10 protein-coding genes, 2 tRNA genes and 4 rRNA genes (1 of these 16 cut by a window edge) are annotated in these 18,243 nt (G+C 57.2%); 8 read left to right on the forward strand and 8 right to left on the reverse strand.

All coding sequences use genetic code 11. From position 1 onward, the window contains the following. Positions 1-55 precede the first annotated feature (55 nt). Entirely contained in the window at positions 56-2,002 is a 1,947-nt protein-coding gene (lapD, locus tag KHO07_RS28000; protein WP_212626088.1) for a cyclic di-GMP receptor LapD, read from the reverse strand. 13 nt (positions 2,003-2,015) lie between these two features. Beyond that, the gene (lapG, locus tag KHO07_RS28005; protein WP_212626089.1) at positions 2,016-2,708 is read right to left on the reverse strand and encodes a cysteine protease LapG; all 693 of its coding nucleotides are present in this window, start codon (positions 2,706-2,708) and stop codon (positions 2,016-2,018) included. A gap of 197 nt (positions 2,709-2,905) precedes the next feature. On the opposite strand from lapG, the gene KHO07_RS28010 reads away from it, so the two are divergent. From KHO07_RS28010 to KHO07_RS28045, 8 genes are all read left to right on the forward strand, one after another. Next, a complete protein-coding gene (locus KHO07_RS28010; protein ID WP_150736004.1) occupies positions 2,906-3,616 on the forward strand; it encodes a GntR family transcriptional regulator in 711 nt (236 codons plus the stop codon). Positions 3,617-4,271: 655 nt separating this feature from the next. Then, positions 4,272-5,048: a DUF3050 domain-containing protein gene (locus KHO07_RS28015; RefSeq protein ID WP_212626090.1), complete on the forward strand. Its 777-nt coding sequence runs from the start codon at positions 4,272-4,274 to the stop codon at positions 5,046-5,048. Beyond that, the gene (locus tag KHO07_RS28020) at positions 5,045-5,974 is read left to right on the forward strand and encodes a diiron oxygenase (RefSeq protein WP_212626091.1); all 930 of its coding nucleotides are present in this window, start codon (positions 5,045-5,047) and stop codon (positions 5,972-5,974) included. The genes KHO07_RS28015 and KHO07_RS28020 overlap by 4 nt, the downstream gene beginning before the upstream one ends. Positions 5,975-5,987: 13 nt before the next feature. After that, the gene (locus KHO07_RS28025) at positions 5,988-9,404 is read left to right on the forward strand and encodes a non-ribosomal peptide synthetase (protein ID WP_212626092.1); all 3,417 of its coding nucleotides are present in this window, start codon (positions 5,988-5,990) and stop codon (positions 9,402-9,404) included. 28 nt (positions 9,405-9,432) lie between these two features. Beyond that, positions 9,433-9,894 carry an SRPBCC family protein gene (locus KHO07_RS28030; RefSeq protein WP_150736008.1) on the forward strand — a complete coding sequence of 154 codons (462 nt, stop codon included), beginning with the start codon at positions 9,433-9,435 and terminating at the stop codon, positions 9,892-9,894. 181 nt (positions 9,895-10,075) lie between these two features. Beyond that, the gene (locus KHO07_RS28035) at positions 10,076-10,576 is read left to right on the forward strand and encodes a sigma-70 family RNA polymerase sigma factor (protein WP_212626093.1); all 501 of its coding nucleotides are present in this window, start codon (positions 10,076-10,078) and stop codon (positions 10,574-10,576) included. Beyond that, positions 10,573-11,589 carry a FecR family protein gene (locus KHO07_RS28040; RefSeq protein ID WP_212626094.1) on the forward strand — a complete coding sequence of 339 codons (1,017 nt, stop codon included), beginning with the start codon at positions 10,573-10,575 and terminating at the stop codon, positions 11,587-11,589. The genes KHO07_RS28035 and KHO07_RS28040 overlap by 4 nt, the downstream gene beginning before the upstream one ends. 90 nt (positions 11,590-11,679) lie before the next feature. After that, positions 11,680-14,181, forward strand: coding sequence for a TonB-dependent siderophore receptor (locus tag KHO07_RS28045; protein ID WP_212626095.1), 2,502 nt, complete (start codon positions 11,680-11,682; stop codon positions 14,179-14,181). A 129-nt stretch (positions 14,182-14,310) separates the two neighbouring features. Here KHO07_RS28045 and rrf (KHO07_RS28050) read toward each other — a convergent pair. The 6 genes from rrf (KHO07_RS28050) to KHO07_RS28075 all read right to left on the reverse strand — a co-directional run. Further along, positions 14,311-14,426, reverse strand: a 5S ribosomal RNA gene (rrf, locus tag KHO07_RS28050). Positions 14,427-14,534: 108 nt separating this feature from the next. Further along, a 5S ribosomal RNA gene (gene rrf / locus KHO07_RS28055) occupies positions 14,535-14,650 on the reverse strand. A gap of 153 nt (positions 14,651-14,803) precedes the next feature. After that, positions 14,804-17,697 (reverse strand): 23S ribosomal RNA (locus tag KHO07_RS28060). 248 nt (positions 17,698-17,945) lie between these two features. After that, a tRNA-Ala gene (locus KHO07_RS28065) sits at positions 17,946-18,021 on the reverse strand. Between the two features lie 30 nt (positions 18,022-18,051). Then, positions 18,052-18,128, reverse strand: a tRNA-Ile gene (locus tag KHO07_RS28070). 81 nt (positions 18,129-18,209) lie between these two features. Beyond that, positions 18,210-18,243, reverse strand: a 16S ribosomal RNA gene (locus tag KHO07_RS28075); it runs 1,503 nt beyond the window's last position. Together the 16S, 23S and 5S rRNA genes with 2 tRNA genes alongside form the textbook arrangement of a ribosomal RNA operon.

Here is an 18,243-nt window from a genome sequence, read left to right on the forward strand (position 1 = left end):
TGGGAGCGGGCTTGCCCGCGATGGCGCCCTCACAGAGATCTGAAAATCCAGAGCCCTACCCCCAAGGCTTCGGCTCACCCACCAGCCGCCCCTGAATCCCATAAACCCCCAGCTCACGAATCACCGCCAGTTCGGCCTCGGTTTCGACCCGTTCGGCTATCAGCGGCAGATCAATGCTGTGGGCCGCTCGCTGAACCGCTTCGATGAACAGGCGCTTGTCACTCTCCTGATCGATCGCGCGGATGTAGCTGCCATCGATCTTCAAGTACGCCAGCCCGAGCCGCGCCAGGTTGCCGATCATGCTGAAACGCCCGCCAAAATGCTGCAGGCTCAGCGAGAACCCGAGCTCGCGCAAATGCCGCGTCAGGTCTTCAAGTACTGCTTGGTCCGGCAGTTGTTCTTCGCCGATTTCCAGGGTCAGGCGCGATCCCAGATTGGAATGCGAACGCAGCAGTTCGAAGAGGCCATTGAGCGCCTGCGGGTCTTCGAGGGTTGCCGAAGACAGGTTCAGCGCCAGGGACGATTCGTGATCGGCCATCTGTTCCAGCACCAACTCCAGCATCAGTCGGTCCAGACGCGCGGTCCAGTCGAAGCGTTCCAGCCATGGCAGGAAGCGCCCGGCCGGAATGCTCTGGCCCTGATCGTCGATCAACCGTGAAAGGACCTTGTAATGCAGCACCAACTGCGTGTCCTGGCTGGCCACTACTGGCTGGAAAAACAAAGTGAATCGCCGCTGATTCAGCGCCTGATCCAGCAAGCCGTGCCAGGCATGATGATCGTCGCCGACACCGGCCAAAGCGCTGTGATCCAGGCAGACCCAGTTCGAATCACTCAGGCCTTCAGCCTGCGCCAGCGCCTGATCCGCCAGACCGAGCACGGCTTGCGGCGCGTCGCCATAGACAAATGGCGCCAGCCCGATCGCGGCCACCATAGCCACGTCCGTCGCACCGGTCGCATGCAGGCTGGCCATGGCGCTGTCGAGGTGCTGCGCCAACTGCAACGCTTCTTCGCGCACCAGCCCTGGCGCCAGCACGGCAAACTCGCCGCCACGAATCCGTGTGACCAGGTTCAGGGTTTCCGGGTATCGCGCGCACTCTCGGGACAGTTGCTCGCCGACAGCCTTTAAAAATTCGTCTGTACGCTGACCGCCCAAACGCTGGTTGAGCCCCGCCAGATCCTGAACCCGCAACAACAACAAATAGCCAGAACTGGCTTGCTCGGGATTGCTCACCCGCGCGTGCAATTGCATTTCGAAATAACGCCGGTTGGCCAACCCGGTCAGGTTGTCCTGATAAGACTCGGCCCGCAGTTTTTCACTGCGCTCGGCCTGTTCCTGAAACAGCGCCTTGAGCTTCTCGACCATCTGGTTCATGGCCTGCACCACGCGCCGCAATTCAGGCGTGCTAGGCAGGTCGGGCAAGCTGAGAAACTCGCGACGGGCGATGGCATGGGACTGCTGAACCATGTAATCAAGCGGTTTCAATTGCCGACGCAGCAGCAGCGCACCCAGTATCGCGCTGACCACCCCACAGATCAGCAGCCACGCCAGACTGCCCAACGCGCTCTGCCACAGTTTGGCCAGGGCGAACATCGGGTGGCTGATCACCTCGACCCGCGCAGCCTGCTCCCAACCACGGCTGACGATCGCATCGCCACCGGCAGGCTCCAGGCCGATCAGTTTGACGAACCAGGCCGGGACGTTGGTATCCGCCGGGATACCGCTGCGCTCTACCAGTGTCTTGTCGTTGGACAGATCAACCACACGGATGCTGGCGTAATAGCCGCTGTCGAAAATCGAACTGACCAGCAACTCGGTCATGGCCGGGTCATCGATGTTCGGTGTCAGGGACAGCGCCAGCGCCGTTGCCGCGTCTTGGGCGTGGGAGCGTAGCTGATTGACGTACTGGGTTCGCGAACTCTCCAGGCTGACCATGAAACTGCCGGTGAAGGCGATGACCAGGAACAGACAGATTGCGATCAACAGTTGTTTGAACAATGACATCTGTGGCTTGCTCCTAGTTAATCGACTCGACCGGGAATCCTTCGGCCTGCATTTTTTTCAGCACGTCCTGCCATCGAGACAGGCGCTTGGTATCACCGACCCTCTGATTGCCCTTGGCACCGGGCAACCACAACCCCTCTGCATTGAAAGAGTAGACCGGCAGCAGATCCGTTCGTTGGCTGGCGGGCCGGATTTCATCGATCAGGCTGTCGAGCACCAGCGGCACGGCCTGCGGACTCGAGTAATAGGTCAACACCATGTGCGCGCGATTGAGGCGCAATGCCTTTACGTAGGTAATGCGCAGCTTGTCACTGGCAACGCCCAAGTGACGCAAGCTGAAATACTTGGCGATAGCGTAGTCTTCGCAATCGCCGGCGCCTTTCCACAGGGCCTCGATCGGCGTCTCCCAGTAATCGGCCTGATGCCACAGATCGACATCCTCGACGTAGCGTATGCGCTGGTTGAAGAACTGGTTGACCTGCTTGAGCTGCTCCAGCTCGCCGGTCTGCTTCTGGATGGCCAACAGATGCTGCCAATCATCGATGCGCTGCTGACCTTCGCCCAAAGGTCCGTACAATGCCTGCGCCCGGCGGCTGATGGAGGAAAAGTCCCAATCGCCCAGCACATCGCCCAGCATCACGCCAGCCAGCAGCAACGCACCGCACAGCGAGCAAAATATCCGTGAGATCGGGAAACGTACCGCCAATGCGAGGCATCCAGGTCAGGCAGGTGGAATTCGGTTGATGGTGTAGGTTAGCTTGCAAAAAAACAATGGCACGGTGAGATCACCGAGGGCGCGCTAAACTCATGGAAAGGCGCTCTGTTGCGCGTTTGACAAGCCGTCAGGCAGTTACTAGTGTCAGTTGGATCCAAAAATAAATCAGCCATTCAGGGTGCGTAGTAGTGTCACAAAAGCCCAACCCGCTTAGCAGTATCAAGGTCAACGGGCCGATTCCCGCTCACTTGGCACGCTCAGTCATCGAGGAAACCCTGCGCTCGGCCATTCTCGACGGTCGCCTGCCTTGCGGTATCGCCCTGCGCCAGCAAGACCTCGCCGACCTCTTCGGTGTCAGCCGCATGCCGGTGCGTGAAGCCTTGCGCCAGCTCGAAGCTCAGGCGCTGCTTAATGTGGTCGCCCACAAAGGTGCCGTAGTCGCCCCACTGGTCCAGGGTGACGCAGCGGAAACCTATGCCCTGCGAATACTGTTGGAGTCCGAAGCACTGCGCCTGTCGGTGCCATTGCTTGAACCTGCGGACCTCGAACAGGCCGCCCGGTATATCGATGAGTTGGAAACCGAACACGACTACACCGAAATCGGGCGGCTCAACCGCCTCTTCCACATGGCGCTTTACGGCAAGGCGCCCAATAAACGGCTACTGAAACTGGTAGAGGACGGCTTGAACGAGGAAGAACGCTTCCTGCGCTTCAATCTGGAAGCGATGGGCCTGGGCAAACTGTCCCAGGAAGACCACCGGGCCATGTTGCGTGCCGCCGAAGAGCGGGATGTCGAAGGTTCGGTGAAGTTGCTCACCCATCACCTCAATCGTGGGGTTGAGGTCATCACCCAATACCTCAACAGCCCTGAAGCCCAGAGCAGAAACAACTCGAAGTAAAGCAGTGATGAGGGAGCCCGCTCCCTCTCGGCTGTACAGCCGCCAGCCCGCTTGAAATCGAACGATCCGCTTACAAATCTCCCGCCTTTGCAGCCCTCTCCGATCCCCAGGCTTCGGTGATAGCGGCTGCGTTGAATTACGCTCACTCTTGGGGTGCCGACCACCTATGAACGGGGCGACGCACTGCAGTAATGGAGCAGTACCCCCGCACCAAGAACCTACGGAAGGAGCCTTGCCACGGGAACGGAAGAGTCGACGTCATCCCCGGCGAACTTCCCCCCTCAGATCACCTCAACGATTTCATCAAGAAAGTTGCTTCGAGTGAGGCATTCACTCTTTATAAAAATTCTGACTTATATAAGACGGAAGGAGCAACTACATCCAAATAAAACTTATATAAATAGTCTTATTGGAACTTGTCGCGCGAGAGAAAGTTAAACTTCAAAACATTGAAAAAATAACTTGCCCAGCACTTTATTTGTGTACTAGTTTTTCTACGCCGACATTGGGCACTGGCTGAGAAGCCGCAACCTATGGCCCCCAAAGCAACTGAAAAAGATCAATTCAATTGAGGCAACTGCTCGCCTGAAGAAACTTAAAACACGCAACCAACACTTGATCACGCCTTCACAACTGACAACTTAAAGGTTCGCCAATGAGACCCACTAGAGAGCATCTTGAGCAAAAGAAAACCGAACTGAGTGCGCACCCGATTTTCTCCGAGATACATTCACTCTCGGTTCTACAGCGCTTTATGGAAAGCCATGTATTTGCAGTTTGGGACTTCATGTCGCTGACCAAGCGATTGCAGCAAGAACTGACGTGTACGCAATTACCCTGGCTCCCCCCACGAGACCCGCAGGCGGCACGATTGATCAACGAGATTGTGCTCGGCGAGGAATCCGATGACCGCCCGGCCCAAGGACACTACAGCCATTTCGAGTTGTACCTGGATGCCATGCGCGAAGTCGGCGCGAGCACCGCCGCCATCGAACGCTTCGTGTCGCTGCAGCAGGAAGGCGTGAGCTATGACGTAGCGTTGCAAAGTGTCGAGGTCGACCCGGCGGCTGCGCGGTTCGTGCGCCATACGTTGCACACTGCGTTGCACGCCCCGGGCCACTGTGTCGCGGCGGCATTTCTGCATGGTCGCGAGAGTGTGATTCCGCAGATGTTCCAGCGCATTCTTGACGACTGGGGTGTCGGCATCGAACAGGCCCCGATCTTTCGTTACTACCTCGAACGGCACATCGAAGTCGACTCTGAAGACCACGGCCCCGCCGCAGAACGGCTCCTTGCCCGACTGGTCGACAGCGATCCACAACGCCAGGCAGATGTGTACGCCAGCGCCATCGCCGCCGTGGAAAGCCGCATCGCCCTGTGGGATGGCTTGCGCCTGAGCATGAGCGAGCCTCTGGCGGAGGTGAATCCATGAACGCCGCCGACTATCTATCGTTCGCCGACGCCTGGGAGAGCCGCGCCACCATCCGCACCCGCCCGCGGCGCCTGTTGGAGAACGACGACAAGCTGATCTATCCGCTGAGTCGGCAACCGCTGGTACTCAGCGAGACGTTCCTGCGCGAATGCCCGGAGCAGCGCGACTTCGCCCTGGTGCAGACGCTCTACAAATTCATCAACGACGTGGTGATCTTCGAAACCGAGATCGTCGACAAGACCGCCCGCAGCATCGCCAAGAATCGCTTCGCCATGGCGTTCCCTTTCGCCTGTCGCTACGACGCCATGACCGTGGTCGTCGACGAGGATTACCACGCGCTGGTGGCCATGGATTTCATGCAACAGACCATCGCCATGACCGGCATCACGCCCATCGAGTTGCCCGACGAAATCGAGCTGAGCCGCGCGATCCCGGCCGCCATCGCCCTCGCGCCGGAACACCTGCGCAGCGCTGTGGAGCTGATTTGCGTGGCGATCGCCGAAAACACCGTGACCGGCGATGTCGCGGCGTTTGCCAAGGACGGTACGGTCAAGCAGTCGATCAAGGGAATGATGGCCGACCACTTGCTCGACGAAGGCCGGCACTCCGGATTCTGGTCGCGGATGGTGCGCATCTACTGGCATACCGCGAGCGAAGACGACCGCCAGCGCATCGCGCAAATCCTGCCGGTATTCATCGGCCACTACCTGACAAACGACATTCAGAAAGCCTTCGACTTCCACCTGATCGACGCTTTGCAGATCAACGACGCCACACGCCAGTCCCTCAAGAAAGAGATCTCCGGCCTGGCCTTCCCGATCAATCGCCACCATCCGCTGGTCGCCAACATCGTGCGGTTTTTCCGCAGCAGTTCGCTGCTCGATTCGCCGTGCGTGCAAAGCGCCTTGAGCGATTATTTGCTTTGACGAGGACCCCGTCATGAGACGTCTCGACATTCTGCTCGCTGGACACAGCCAGGCCCTGACCGAGCTGGCGCTGGAGCTCGAACAACACGGTCATGCACTGACGCGGATAACGACATTCGATGCACCGGTGCCGGAGCACCTTGATCTGGTGATCGATGATGCCAGCCTGAACATTCAGATTCCCGGTGTTGCGCCGCGCCTGACGCTGCAACTGGGCATCGACCTGTCGGCCGCTTCGGGGCTACCGGCGCTGGATCTGTTATTCACCGTCGACTCGACGTTGCTCACTCGCCTGCCGATCGCCGATGAAACCTCGGGCAACGGCCAGGCGCTGCGTTTGCGCGCGATGGCGGAACTGGTCGATCACGTGGCGCTGCTGGTCAGTCGCTACTCCCGGGACGCCGAGTATTTCCTGCGCACCGCACCGGCCACCGACGTTCACGTCGCAAAGCGCGAAAACCTGCTGTTTCTCGACAGCCTCGCATACCTCCATCACCGCAATGCCACGGCTCATCCGCGACTGCTGAAACTGGCTGAACAGCCGCTGATCGAGCGACTTGAACAGCGCTTCATTCAGAGCGCCGAAAGGCCTGCGTTGAACGTTGCCGGCATCGCTCTGGATTATCGCCAACTGCATGACCTGAGCCGTGCGATCGAACAACGATTGCAGCCATTGCTCTCTCTGCATGAAGGCCCGGTGGTCGTGGGGATCTGCCTGCCGAAATGCAGCGCGTTATACGCTGGGATTCTGGCGATTCTGGGCAGCGGCGCGGTGTACTTGCCACTGGAGCCGAGCCATCCGCTGCAACGCCAGCAGTACATTCTGTCGAACGCCGGCGCGGCGTTATTACTGCATGACGGGCAGCATCCGCTTGCAACTGAAATGCCGGGATTCGATATCACGGCTATCGACGCCACTGCAGTGAATCTCGAGCAACCGCTGATGCGTCAGCGCCCCACTCTCGATGCGCCGTGCATGGCGCTTTACACATCGGGCACCACCGGCCACCCCAAAGGTGTTTTGCTCAGTCAGGCCAACCTCGCACATTTCACCGCGTGGTACGCCGACTATGTGCAACTGACCGGACAGAGCCGGGTGCTGCAGTTTTCCTCACTGAGCTTCGACTCGTCGCTGATCGATATTTTCCCGACCCTGCTGCAAGGCGCCGAACTGGTGGTGCCCGGCGATGACCAGCGCCGCGATCCGCTGCAACTGGTGGAGCTGATCCGTCATCAGCAACTGAGCCACGCCTTTTTGCCACCGGCACTGCTGAGCATTTTGCCGCTGGAGCAACTGCGCAATCTCGAACACGTGATGACCGGCGGTGATGTCTGCGAGCCGTGGGTCATCCAGCAACTGACCCGCCAAGGCAAGTTCTACAACCTCTACGGCCCGACCGAAGCCACGGTGCTGATTACCGCGCGGCAGCTGCAGGCGGACGACAACAACCGAACCCTCGGCGACCCGATCGCCAACAGTCAGGTGCTGATTCTCGATGAGGACTTGCAGCCGGTGACTGAGCAGACCGTCGGTGAGTTGTACATCGCCGGTCCCGGCGTGTGCCTTGGGTATGTGAACAACCCGCAGCAGACTGCCGAACGCTATCTGACCCTGACGCGGCCTGATGGCCAGGCCTTGCGCGTCTATCGCACCGGCGACATGGCGAAGTGGACGAGCGAGGGAATCGAGCTGTGCGGGCGGCGCGACAACCAGGTGAAGATTCGCGGCTTTCGAGTCGAGCCGGAGGAGATCGAACGCTGCCTGCGCGACACCCAGCTGTACCGTCAGGTGGCGGTGGTGATCGACAGCCATCGGCGAATCCTGGCCTTCCTTGCACAGCCTCAGGAACATCGGGCCGGTACAGCTCGCGATGCGCTGAAGGCTCATGCCCTGCAGTGTCTGCCGGACTACATGCAGCCCGTCGCGTGGACCGAACTGACGAGCATGCCGTACGCCAGCAACGGCAAGGTCGATCGCAAGGCGCTGCTGGAGCTGCCGGTCAGTGTCAGCGAAAACGCCTTGCGACGGCTGCCGGCCAACGCCGATGAAGCGCTATTGCTGGAGATCTGGGCCGAGTTGCTGGAGTTGCCGTCGAGCGATATTTCCACCGATGAAAGCTTCTTCAATCTGGGCGGTCATTCGATCCTGTTGTCGCGCATGCTCCTGCGTTTGCGCGAAGAATTCGGCCGCAGCATTTCGATCAACCGCTTCATCGAACTGCCCACCATCGCCAGGCTTGCGACACTGGTGCGAGGTTCAGGCAGCGACGAAGTATTGAGCGAGCAAGCCTTGGCCGATGCCTCACGCGAACTGCATGTGCAGCCGTTACCCATCAGCCGTGTGGGCAATGTACACAAGGTCATCGTCACCGGCGCCAACAGTTTTGTCGGCGTGCACATTGTCGAAGCCTTGTTGGCGTGGGGCGCCAGCGAAGTCGCCTGCCTGGTCCGCGACGGCAACGGGCAATCGGCCGTCGAGCGGTTCGCTCAGGCATTGCGCGAGAACCGACTGGCGCATCTGGACCTGAGTCGGGTGCGGGTATACGCGGCGGACATCACCCAGCCTTGCCTGGGGCTGGCCGATGAGACCTACCAGCGCCTTGATCGAGAGTTCGGCGCGTTGGTGCACAACGCTGCCAACGTCAATCACGTACTCGATTACGCGTCACTGGCGCGGGACAACGTCGAACCGATTTTCGAATGCCTGCGACTGTGCGAAGGGCAGAGCAAAAAGATCTTCAACTTCGTTTCGACACTCTCGGCGTCCAGCACAATTACCGCCGATGGCCAGGTACTCGAGCTACCCGCAGCGCCAACCCCGCCCATCTACATCAAGAACGGCTACAACCTGTCCAAATGGGTCGGCGAGCGGATCCTCGAACGCGCGCGCGAACGCGGTGTGCAGGTCAATCTCTATCGCCCCGGCAACATCAGTTTCAACAGCCTCACCGGCGTGTGTCAGCCACACAAGAATCGTTTGATGTTGATGCTCAAGGGCTCGATCCAGCTCGGCCAGGTACCGGAGTTCGCGCTGAATTTCGACCTGATGCCGGTGGACTTCCTCGCCCGTTTCATCGCCTTCCATGCCAGCCGCTATCAGCCGGAAAAAGCGGTGTTCAACCTGCACAATCCCGAGCCCCTCAGCTGGAACCGCTATGTGGCGTCGTTTCGTGATGCCGGGCGGGAATTTTCACTGGTCAGCGTCGCCCACTGGCAGCAGCAACTGGGCCGGGTCGACAGCGATAACGCGCTGTTCGGCGTGCTGGGCTTCTACCTCAACGGCTTCGAAGAAGACATCGGCGACATCTCAATGATAGGTCACGCCAACGCCCAGGCCGGTGTGCGGCAGATGGGTGCGCGCTATCCGGAAAAATCCCCGGCGTTGCTGCGACGCGGGTGCGACTACCTCAAAGAAATCGATTTCATCTAATCCATCCAAACCAGCACGGAGCAAAACCATGAGCACTCTGCAACCCGATACCCTGATCAAAAACCCACAAGGCGGTCACGTCGTGTCCTCGGTGGAAGTCCCGGCCGAGGCCGCACAGGTCTGGGCCGTTGTCGGTAACTTTGCCGGTTTCGACCGATTCATTCCGGCGCTGTCGCACATCGAAATGACCGGAGAGGGTGTGTCTTCGCTGCGCAAGAAATTCTTCAAGGACGGCAACCTCGTCGTCGAGCAACTCAACTCCCGCGACGATCAGGCACGGAACATGACATGGACCACGATCTACAACACCCTAGGGGTAGCGAATCTGTGGGCGGCGATGCAGGTGGAGTCTTTGGGCTCAGGCAAATCCATCGCCACCTGGACCATCATCGCCGAACCGGCGCAGGGTGGTGACGCGCCGGGATTCCAGGCGTTCATCCAGGGTTTTGCCGATGATGCGATGAACAATGTGTTGAAGCTGTTTGGATAAGGCTTTCGTTTAGCGGTGGTTGTTGCGCAGGCTCACACCTGCAGTTCTGTGGGAGTGAGCCTTGCTCGCGATTAACGAAAACGCGGTCTGCGCGACTTGAGTTTCACAGCAGTTGCAAAATCCCCACCCCTTGATGACAATGCGACTAATTATCATTTGTGACATCCGAGCAGTCGCATTCATGCCCTCTCCCGAGTTTGCAGTACAGGCGCTTTACAGCAGCCATCACGGATGGCTCAACGGGTGGCTGCGTGCCCGATTGGGCAATGCCGCCGATGCCGCAGACCTGGCCCAGGATACTTTTGTGCGGTTGCTGCAACGAAGCGAACGCCTGGAGCTCAAAGCCCCTCGCGCCTTTCTGCGAACCATTGCCCGAGGCCTGGTGATCGATCACTGGCGCCGCGAGGAAATCGAACGCGCGTATCTGGAAACCATCGCACATCTTCCCGAGGCCGAAACGCCAAGCGCCGAATCCCGTGCGTTGGTGCTCGAATTGCTCGAAAGCATCGCCCGCATGCTTGAAGGATTGAAGCCGAAAGTACGTCAGGCGTTTCTCTTGGCGCAGTGCGAGGGCCTCACCCACAAACAGATCGCCGAACACATGGGGCTGTCCCTGCGTTCGGTGGAGCGCTATGTCGCCGATGCGCTTTTCCACTGCTACACGCTGCGTTATCAAGCATGACGCCTGTGGATAACTGGTCGTTGAACCGCCGTGGCGAACCGCATCAACAAGCGGTCAAACAAGCCATCAACTGGCTGCTGCGTTTGCGCAACAACGCCTCCAATTCGAAGCTTCGCCAGCAATGCGATCTCTGGCGTGCAGCACACCATGAACACGAACTGGCCTGGCAGCGCGTGCAGTCACTGCACTCGGAGTTGAGCAACAATCTGCGGGCAGTGCCCGGCGCACAAGTGGCCTTCAACACGCTGGAAAACAGTGCCCAGCAATTGGGACGGCGCCAGGCGATGAAGTTGCTGTCGGGTGTCTTGCTGATGGGTTCGGCCGCGTGGCTGGGCAAGGACGTCATCGGCTGGCAGCAATGGCGCGCCGATTTCGCCACCGCCACCGGTGAGCGCCGCGCATTCCAATTACCGGATGGCACGCGGCTTGAGCTCAACACCGATAGCGCCGTGGACCTGTATTACACGCCGCAACAACGCCTGATCAAACTGACCCGAGGCGAAATCATCGTCACCTGCGGCGGGGCCGATGAAGGCGCTGCATTCGATCGGCCCTTGCGCGTTCAAAGCCGGCACGGCCTGTACGAAGGCGTGGGCGCGCGCTTCATTCTGCGCCATGAGGCCGACTGCACGCGGCTCAGTGTCACCAACGGCCATGTGCTGATTCATTCGCCATTGGCTGCCGGTGGCCAGCCAACTCAAGTCAAGGCGGGGCTCAGTTACCTGATCGATCATCAGCAGGCGCGGCTGGCCTCACCGCTGGACATGGATGTTGGCGCCTGGGTGGACGGGGTGATCGTGACCCGCAACATGCGGCTGGGGGATTTCCTCCAGGAGGTCGGACGCTATCGCCACGGTTACCTGAAGTGTGCGGCCGACATTGCCGACTTTCGACTGTCCGGGGTGTACAGGCTGGAGGACACCGACAAGTTACTGGCCATCCTGCCGCAAACCCTGCCGGTGCAATTACGCTACCGCACGCGTTGGTGGGTGACGCTGGAACGGCGAGTCTGAACAACTTTTTTTGGCGGGTTTTCCGATCAGGTCCGGCTTAGTCAGTAAGCACTTCAACTCAGCCTCAGCGACTTCCTACGGAAACCTACAATGACCGGCCGCTCCATCAGTAAGAATGCTCTTCGTTTCACGGCGAAATCCGGCGTACTGCGTCACGCCATTCGTGCTGCTCTTTTCTCGACTGCGTTAGGCGTTGGCCTCGTGCCCGTCATGGGTCATGCCCAGGAAGGCAGTGAAGCCCTCCACCAGCGCTTCAACATCGCCGCCGGCTCTTTGAGCGATGTACTCAATCAGTTTGCGCGTCAGGCCGGTATCACCTTGTCGATGACGCCGGAGCAAACCCGCGGGCATGAATCTCCGGGCTTACAGGGCGAATATTCAGCGGATCAGGGCCTGAGCCATCTACTCAGTGGCTCGCGCCTCATCGCCGTCAGCCAGGATGGCAGCAGCTATGTATTGCGCCCCGCCGCCGACAACGAAGCGCTGGCGCTGCCGGCCACCGATATCCGAGGCTTCGCACTCGGCAATGCCTTGGGCAGCATGGAAGGCTACAACGCAACCCACAGCCAGATCGCCACCAAGACCAGTACCGCGTTGCTGGAAACCTCGCAAAGCGTATCAGTCGTCACCCGCGAGCAAATGGACGACCAGGGTTCGCAAACCGTATCGCAAGCCATGCGCTATACCCCCGGCGTGCTGACCAATCCTTATGGCGCGACCCATCGCTACGACTACGTGGCCATGCGCGGCTTCAACGACGGCTCAGTGGATAACATCTATCTCGATGGACTCAAGTCCATGGGTGACAGCGGCACCTACAGCACTATGCAGGTCGACCCGTACTTCCTTGAGCGCATCGACATTCTCAAAGGTCCGTCATCGGTGCTGTACGGTCGCAGTTCACCCGGCGGCCTGGTTGCGTTGACCAGCAAGAAACCGCTGTATGAGCCCTATCATCAGATCCAGGCCACGATAGGCAACCAAGGCCAACGGGGCATGGGTTTCGACTTCAGCGGCCCTGTGGATGACGACAAGCGTGTTGCCTATCGCCTGACAGGTCTGGCGGAACAGTCCGACACGCAATTCGATCACAACAAGGAAAAACGCTTTGCCCTTGCACCGACGGTGAGCATCGATTTCACCGAAGACACTTCGCTGACCTTGCAAGCGTACCTTCAGCATGACCCCGATGGCGGCTATCACGGTGGCGTTCCTGCCGATGGGACTCTTCACCAGCGCAACGGCAACCGGATCTCTCCACATTTCTTCGAAGGTGAGCCGAGTATCGATGGTTATTCGCGTGATCAGCAGTCTTTCGGTTATCAGTTTGAGCATCGCTTCAATGACACCTTCACCGCCCGACAGAACTTCCGTTATCTCGACTCCAAAGTGAACATGGATCAAGTCTATGCCTATGGCTGGACGACTCCCACCAGCAACGAACTGAATCGCTACTACACTGGCGGCGACGAGAGGCTGCATGCGTTCATCGTGGACAACATGTTGCAGGCGGAATTTTTCACCGGCGCAACCAAACACACTGTGCTGATGGGGGCGGACTACCAGCGACGCAAGACCGTCGTGGACTGGACCAGTGGCGGTCTGGCGCCGATCAACGCATTCGACCCGGTGTACGGAAACTCGGCGATCGAGATGTACGGTGACACCAGTTACTTGCGACGCCTGGAGCAAACCGGCGTGTATTTGCAAGACTTGATCGAGATGGACAAATGGCGCTTTTCCCTCGGACTTCGCCAGGATTGGGTTGAGACATCAGACGAGAACCGACTGGCGGAAAGCGGTCGTCCTGAAGGCACCGAGATCAACGACAAACGTACCAAACTGACGGGACGCGCCGGGGCGCTGTACCTGTTCGATAACGGCATCGCTCCGTACATCAGCTATTCCGAGTCATTCAACCCGAACTCCTACTCGGACAGCGCGGGTAATCCATTGGCGCCCACCGATGGTACGCAGTGGGAAGTCGGTTTGAAGTATCAGCCGCCAGGTACCGACAATCTGTTCACTGCATCGCTGTTCCGCATCGATCAGGAAAACCTGGCCACCAAACTGCCGCAGGAGAACTTCTATCGAGCGGTGGGTGCTGTCCGTTCTCAAGGTCTGGAACTGGAAGCGCACATGCAACTGACCAATAACCTCAAAGTACTCGGTAGCTACACCTTCACCGACATTGAATACTCGAAGTCCATGGTCAGCACCTTGAGTACAGATACCGACCTCATTGAGAACAAAGGAAACTCACCAACCCAGGCACCACGGCATATGGCTTCGGTATGGGCTGATTATGCATTTGACTATGGCGCCCTTAATGGCCTGCGGCTGGGTGGCGGGGTGCGGTATGTGGGTTACAGCTGGGCCGATGCGGAAAACACCATCAAGGTGCCGTCGTATACGTTGTTTGATGCCTCTGTCGGTTATGACTTGGGCAAGGTTGGCTTGAAGGGTGTGGATGTGCGTTTGAATGCGAACAACCTGACCAATGAATCTTATGTAGCGTCCTGTGCCAGCCTGAACTTCTGCTACCTGGGAGAAGAGCGCAATGTCTCTGCGACGGTGAGCTACCAGTTCTAATCATTCTTGCGAGCATGAAAAAGCCAGCCCCTGAATCCAGGGGCTGGCTTTTTTACGTCTGCGACTTTTGACAGGCCCAGAATGACAAAACCCCTGTCTGCGTTAGCAGACAGGGGTCTTGGAATTTAATCTTGACGATGACCTACTCTCACATGGGGAAACCCCACACTACCATCGGCGATGCATCGTTTCACTGCTGAGTTCGGGATGGGATCAGGTGGTTCCAATGCTCTATGGTCGTCAAGAAATTCGGTGTGCTGGCCCGTCTTCAGAGACGTGTCAGCGAATTCTTGATGCTTCTACTATAAAGACAAAACCCCAACTGCTTTCGCAATTGGGGTTTCGGAATTTAATCTTGACGATGACCTACTCTCACATGGGGAAACCCCACACTACCATCGGCGATGCATCGTTTCACTGCTGAGTTCGGGATGGGATCAGGTGGTTCCAATGCTCTATGGTCGTCAAGAAATTCGGTGTGCCGACTCGTCTTTCAACGCTTCAGCAAATTGGGTATGCGATAGTCTTGCGGTTTTGTGAACGATACGAACTTTCGGTTCATTGCGTCTTCACACACCGCAATCTGATGCTCTTTCGAGTAATCAAATTGCTTGGGTGTTATATGGTCAAGCCTCACGGGCAATTAGTATTGGTTAGCTCAACGCCTCACAGCGCTTACACACCCAACCTATCAACGTCGTAGTCTTCGACGGCCCTTCAGGGGACTCAAGGTCCCAGTGAGATCTCATCTTGAGGCTAGTTTCCCGCTTAGATGCTTTCAGCGGTTATCTATTCCGAACATAGCTACCCGGCAATGCCACTGGCGTGACAACCGGAACACCAGAGGTTCGTCCACTCCGGTCCTCTCGTACTAGGAGCAGCCCCTCTCAAATCTCAAACGTCCACGGCAGATAGGGACCGAACTGTCTCACGACGTTCTAAACCCAGCTCGCGTACCACTTTAAATGGCGAACAGCCATACCCTTGGGACCGGCTTCAGCCCCAGGATGTGATGAGCCGACATCGAGGTGCCAAACACCGCCGTCGATATGAACTCTTGGGCGGTATCAGCCTGTTATCCCCGGAGTACCTTTTATCCGTTGAGCGATGGCCCTTCCATACAGAACCACCGGATCACTAAGACCTACTTTCGTACCTGCTCGACGTGTCTGTCTCGCAGTCAAGCGCGCTTTTGCCTTTATACTCTACGACCGATTTCCGACCGGTCTGAGCGCACCTTCGTACTCCTCCGTTACTCTTTAGGAGGAGACCGCCCCAGTCAAACTACCCACCATACACTGTCCTCGATCCGGATAACGGACCTGAGTTAGAACCTCAAAGTTGCCAGGGTGGTATTTCAAGGATGGCTCCACGCGAACTGGCGTCCACGCTTCAAAGCCTCCCACCTATCCTACACAAGCAAATTCAAAGTCCAGTGCAAAGCTATAGTAAAGGTTCACGGGGTCTTTCCGTCTAGCCGCGGATACACTGCATCTTCACAGCGATTTCAATTTCACTGAGTCTCGGGTGGAGACAGCGCCGCCATCGTTACGCCATTCGTGCAGGTCGGAACTTACCCGACAAGGAATTTCGCTACCTTAGGACCGTTATAGTTACGGCCGCCGTTTACCGGGGCTTCGATCAAGAGCTTCGCGTTAGCTAACCCCATCAATTAACCTTCCGGCACCGGGCAGGCGTCACACCCTATACGTCCACTTTCGTGTTTGCAGAGTGCTGTGTTTTTAATAAACAGTCGCAGCGGCCTGGTATCTTCGACCGGCGTGGGCTTACGGAGCAAGTCCTTCACCCTCACCGGCGCACCTTCTCCCGAAGTTACGGTGCCATTTTGCCTAGTTCCTTCACCCGAGTTCTCTCAAGCGCCTTGGTATTCTCTACCCAACCACCTGTGTCGGTTTGGGGTACGGTTCCTGGTTACCTGAAGCTTAGAAGCTTTTCTTGGAAGCATGGCATCAACCACTTCGTGTTCTAAAAGAACACTCGTCATCAGCTCTCGGCCTTAGAATCCCGGATTTACCTAAGATTCCAGCCTACCACCTTAAACTTGGACAACCAACGCCAAGCTGGCCTAGCCTTCTCCGTCCCTCCATCGCAATAACCAGAAGTACAGGAATATTAACCTGTTTTCCATCGACTACGCTTTTCAGCCTCGCCTTAGGGACCGACTAACCCTGCGTCGATTAACGTTGCGCAGGAAACCTTGGTCTTTCGGCGTGGGTGTTTTTCACACCCATTGTCGTTACTCATGTCAGCATTCGCACTTCTGATACCTCCAGCAAGCTTCTCAACTCACCTTCACAGGCTTACAGAACGCTCCTCTACCGCATCATCCTAAGATGATACCCGTAGCTTCGGTGTATGGTTTGAGCCCCGTTACATCTTCCGCGCAGGCCGACTCGACTAGTGAGCTATTACGCTTTCTTTAAAGGGTGGCTGCTTCTAAGCCAACCTCCTAGCTGTCTAAGCCTTCCCACATCGTTTCCCACTTAACCATAACTTTGGGACCTTAGCTGACGGTCTGGGTTGTTTCCCTTTTCACGACGGACGTTAGCACCCGCCGTGTGTCTCCCATGCTCGGCACTTGTAGGTATTCGGAGTTTGCATCGGTTTGGTAAGTCGGGATGACCCCCTAGCCGAAACAGTGCTCTACCCCCTACAGTGATACATGAGGCGCTACCTAAATAGCTTTCGAGGAGAACCAGCTATCTCCGAGCTTGATTAGCCTTTCACTCCGATCCACAGGTCATCCGCTAACTTTTCAACGGTAGTCGGTTCGGTCCTCCAGTCAGTGTTACCTAACCTTCAACCTGCCCATGGATAGATCGCCCGGTTTCGGGTCTATTCCCAGCGACTAGACGCCCTATTAAGACTCGCTTTCGCTACGCCTCCCCTATTCGGTTAAGCTCGCCACTGAAAATAAGTCGCTGACCCATTATACAAAAGGTACGCAGTCACAGAACAAAGTCTGCTCCCACTGCTTGTACGCATACGGTTTCAGGATCTATTTCACTCCCCTCTCCGGGGTTCTTTTCGCCTTTCCCTCACGGTACTAGTTCACTATCGGTCAGTCAGTAGTATTTAGCCTTGGAGGATGGTCCCCCCATATTCAGACAAAGTTTCTCGTGCTCCGTCCTACTCGATTTCATGACCAAGAGATTTTCGCGTACAGGGCTATCACCCACTATGGCCGCACTTTCCAGAGCGTTCCGCTAATCTCAAAGCCACTTAAGGGCTAGTCCCCGTTCGCTCGCCACTACTAAGGGAATCTCGGTTGATTTCTTTTCCTCAGGGTACTTAGATGTTTCAGTTCCCCTGGTTCGCCTCTTGCACCTATGTATTCAGTACAAGATAACCATCTTATGATGGCTGGGTTCCCCCATTCAGACATCTCCGGATCAAAGTCTGTTTGCCGACTCCCCGAAGCTTTTCGCAGGCTACCACGTCTTTCATCGCCTCTGACTGCCAAGGCATCCACCGTATGCGCTTCTTCACTTGACCATATAACCCCAAGCAATCTGGTTATACTGTGAAGACGACATTCGCCGAAAATTCGAATTTCTCAACTAAGAGAACTCACAAATTTTACCTTAGCCTGATCCGTTACCAGTGAAAGTAACGTTCAGTCTATCTTTCTATCACATACCCAAATTTTTAAAGAACGATCTAATCAAAAGACTAGAAATCAACATTCACCATCACCTTGATGGAATGCTCATTTCTAAGCTTTCAAACGTCAGAAGCAGTAGTGGTGGAGCCAAGCGGGATCGAACCGCTGACCTCCTGCGTGCAAGGCAGGCGCTCTCCCAGCTGAGCTATGGCCCCGTATTTCTACAGGCGTTTCCCACACAAAATTGGTGGGTCTGGGCAGATTCGAACTGCCGACCTCACCCTTATCAGGGGTGCGCTCTAACCAACTGAGCTACAGACCCAATTTCGGGCTGCTTCTTATCGTCTTCTTCAATGAATCAAGCAATTCGTGTGGGAGCTCATGGAGCAGCTGAGTCGTCGATTAAGGAGGTGATCCAGCCGCAGGTTCCCCTACGG

Origin of the sequence: Pseudomonas sp. PP3, assembly GCF_905336995.1 — a bacterium.
Lineage (GTDB): Bacteria > Pseudomonadota > Gammaproteobacteria > Pseudomonadales > Pseudomonadaceae > Aquipseudomonas > Aquipseudomonas reinekei.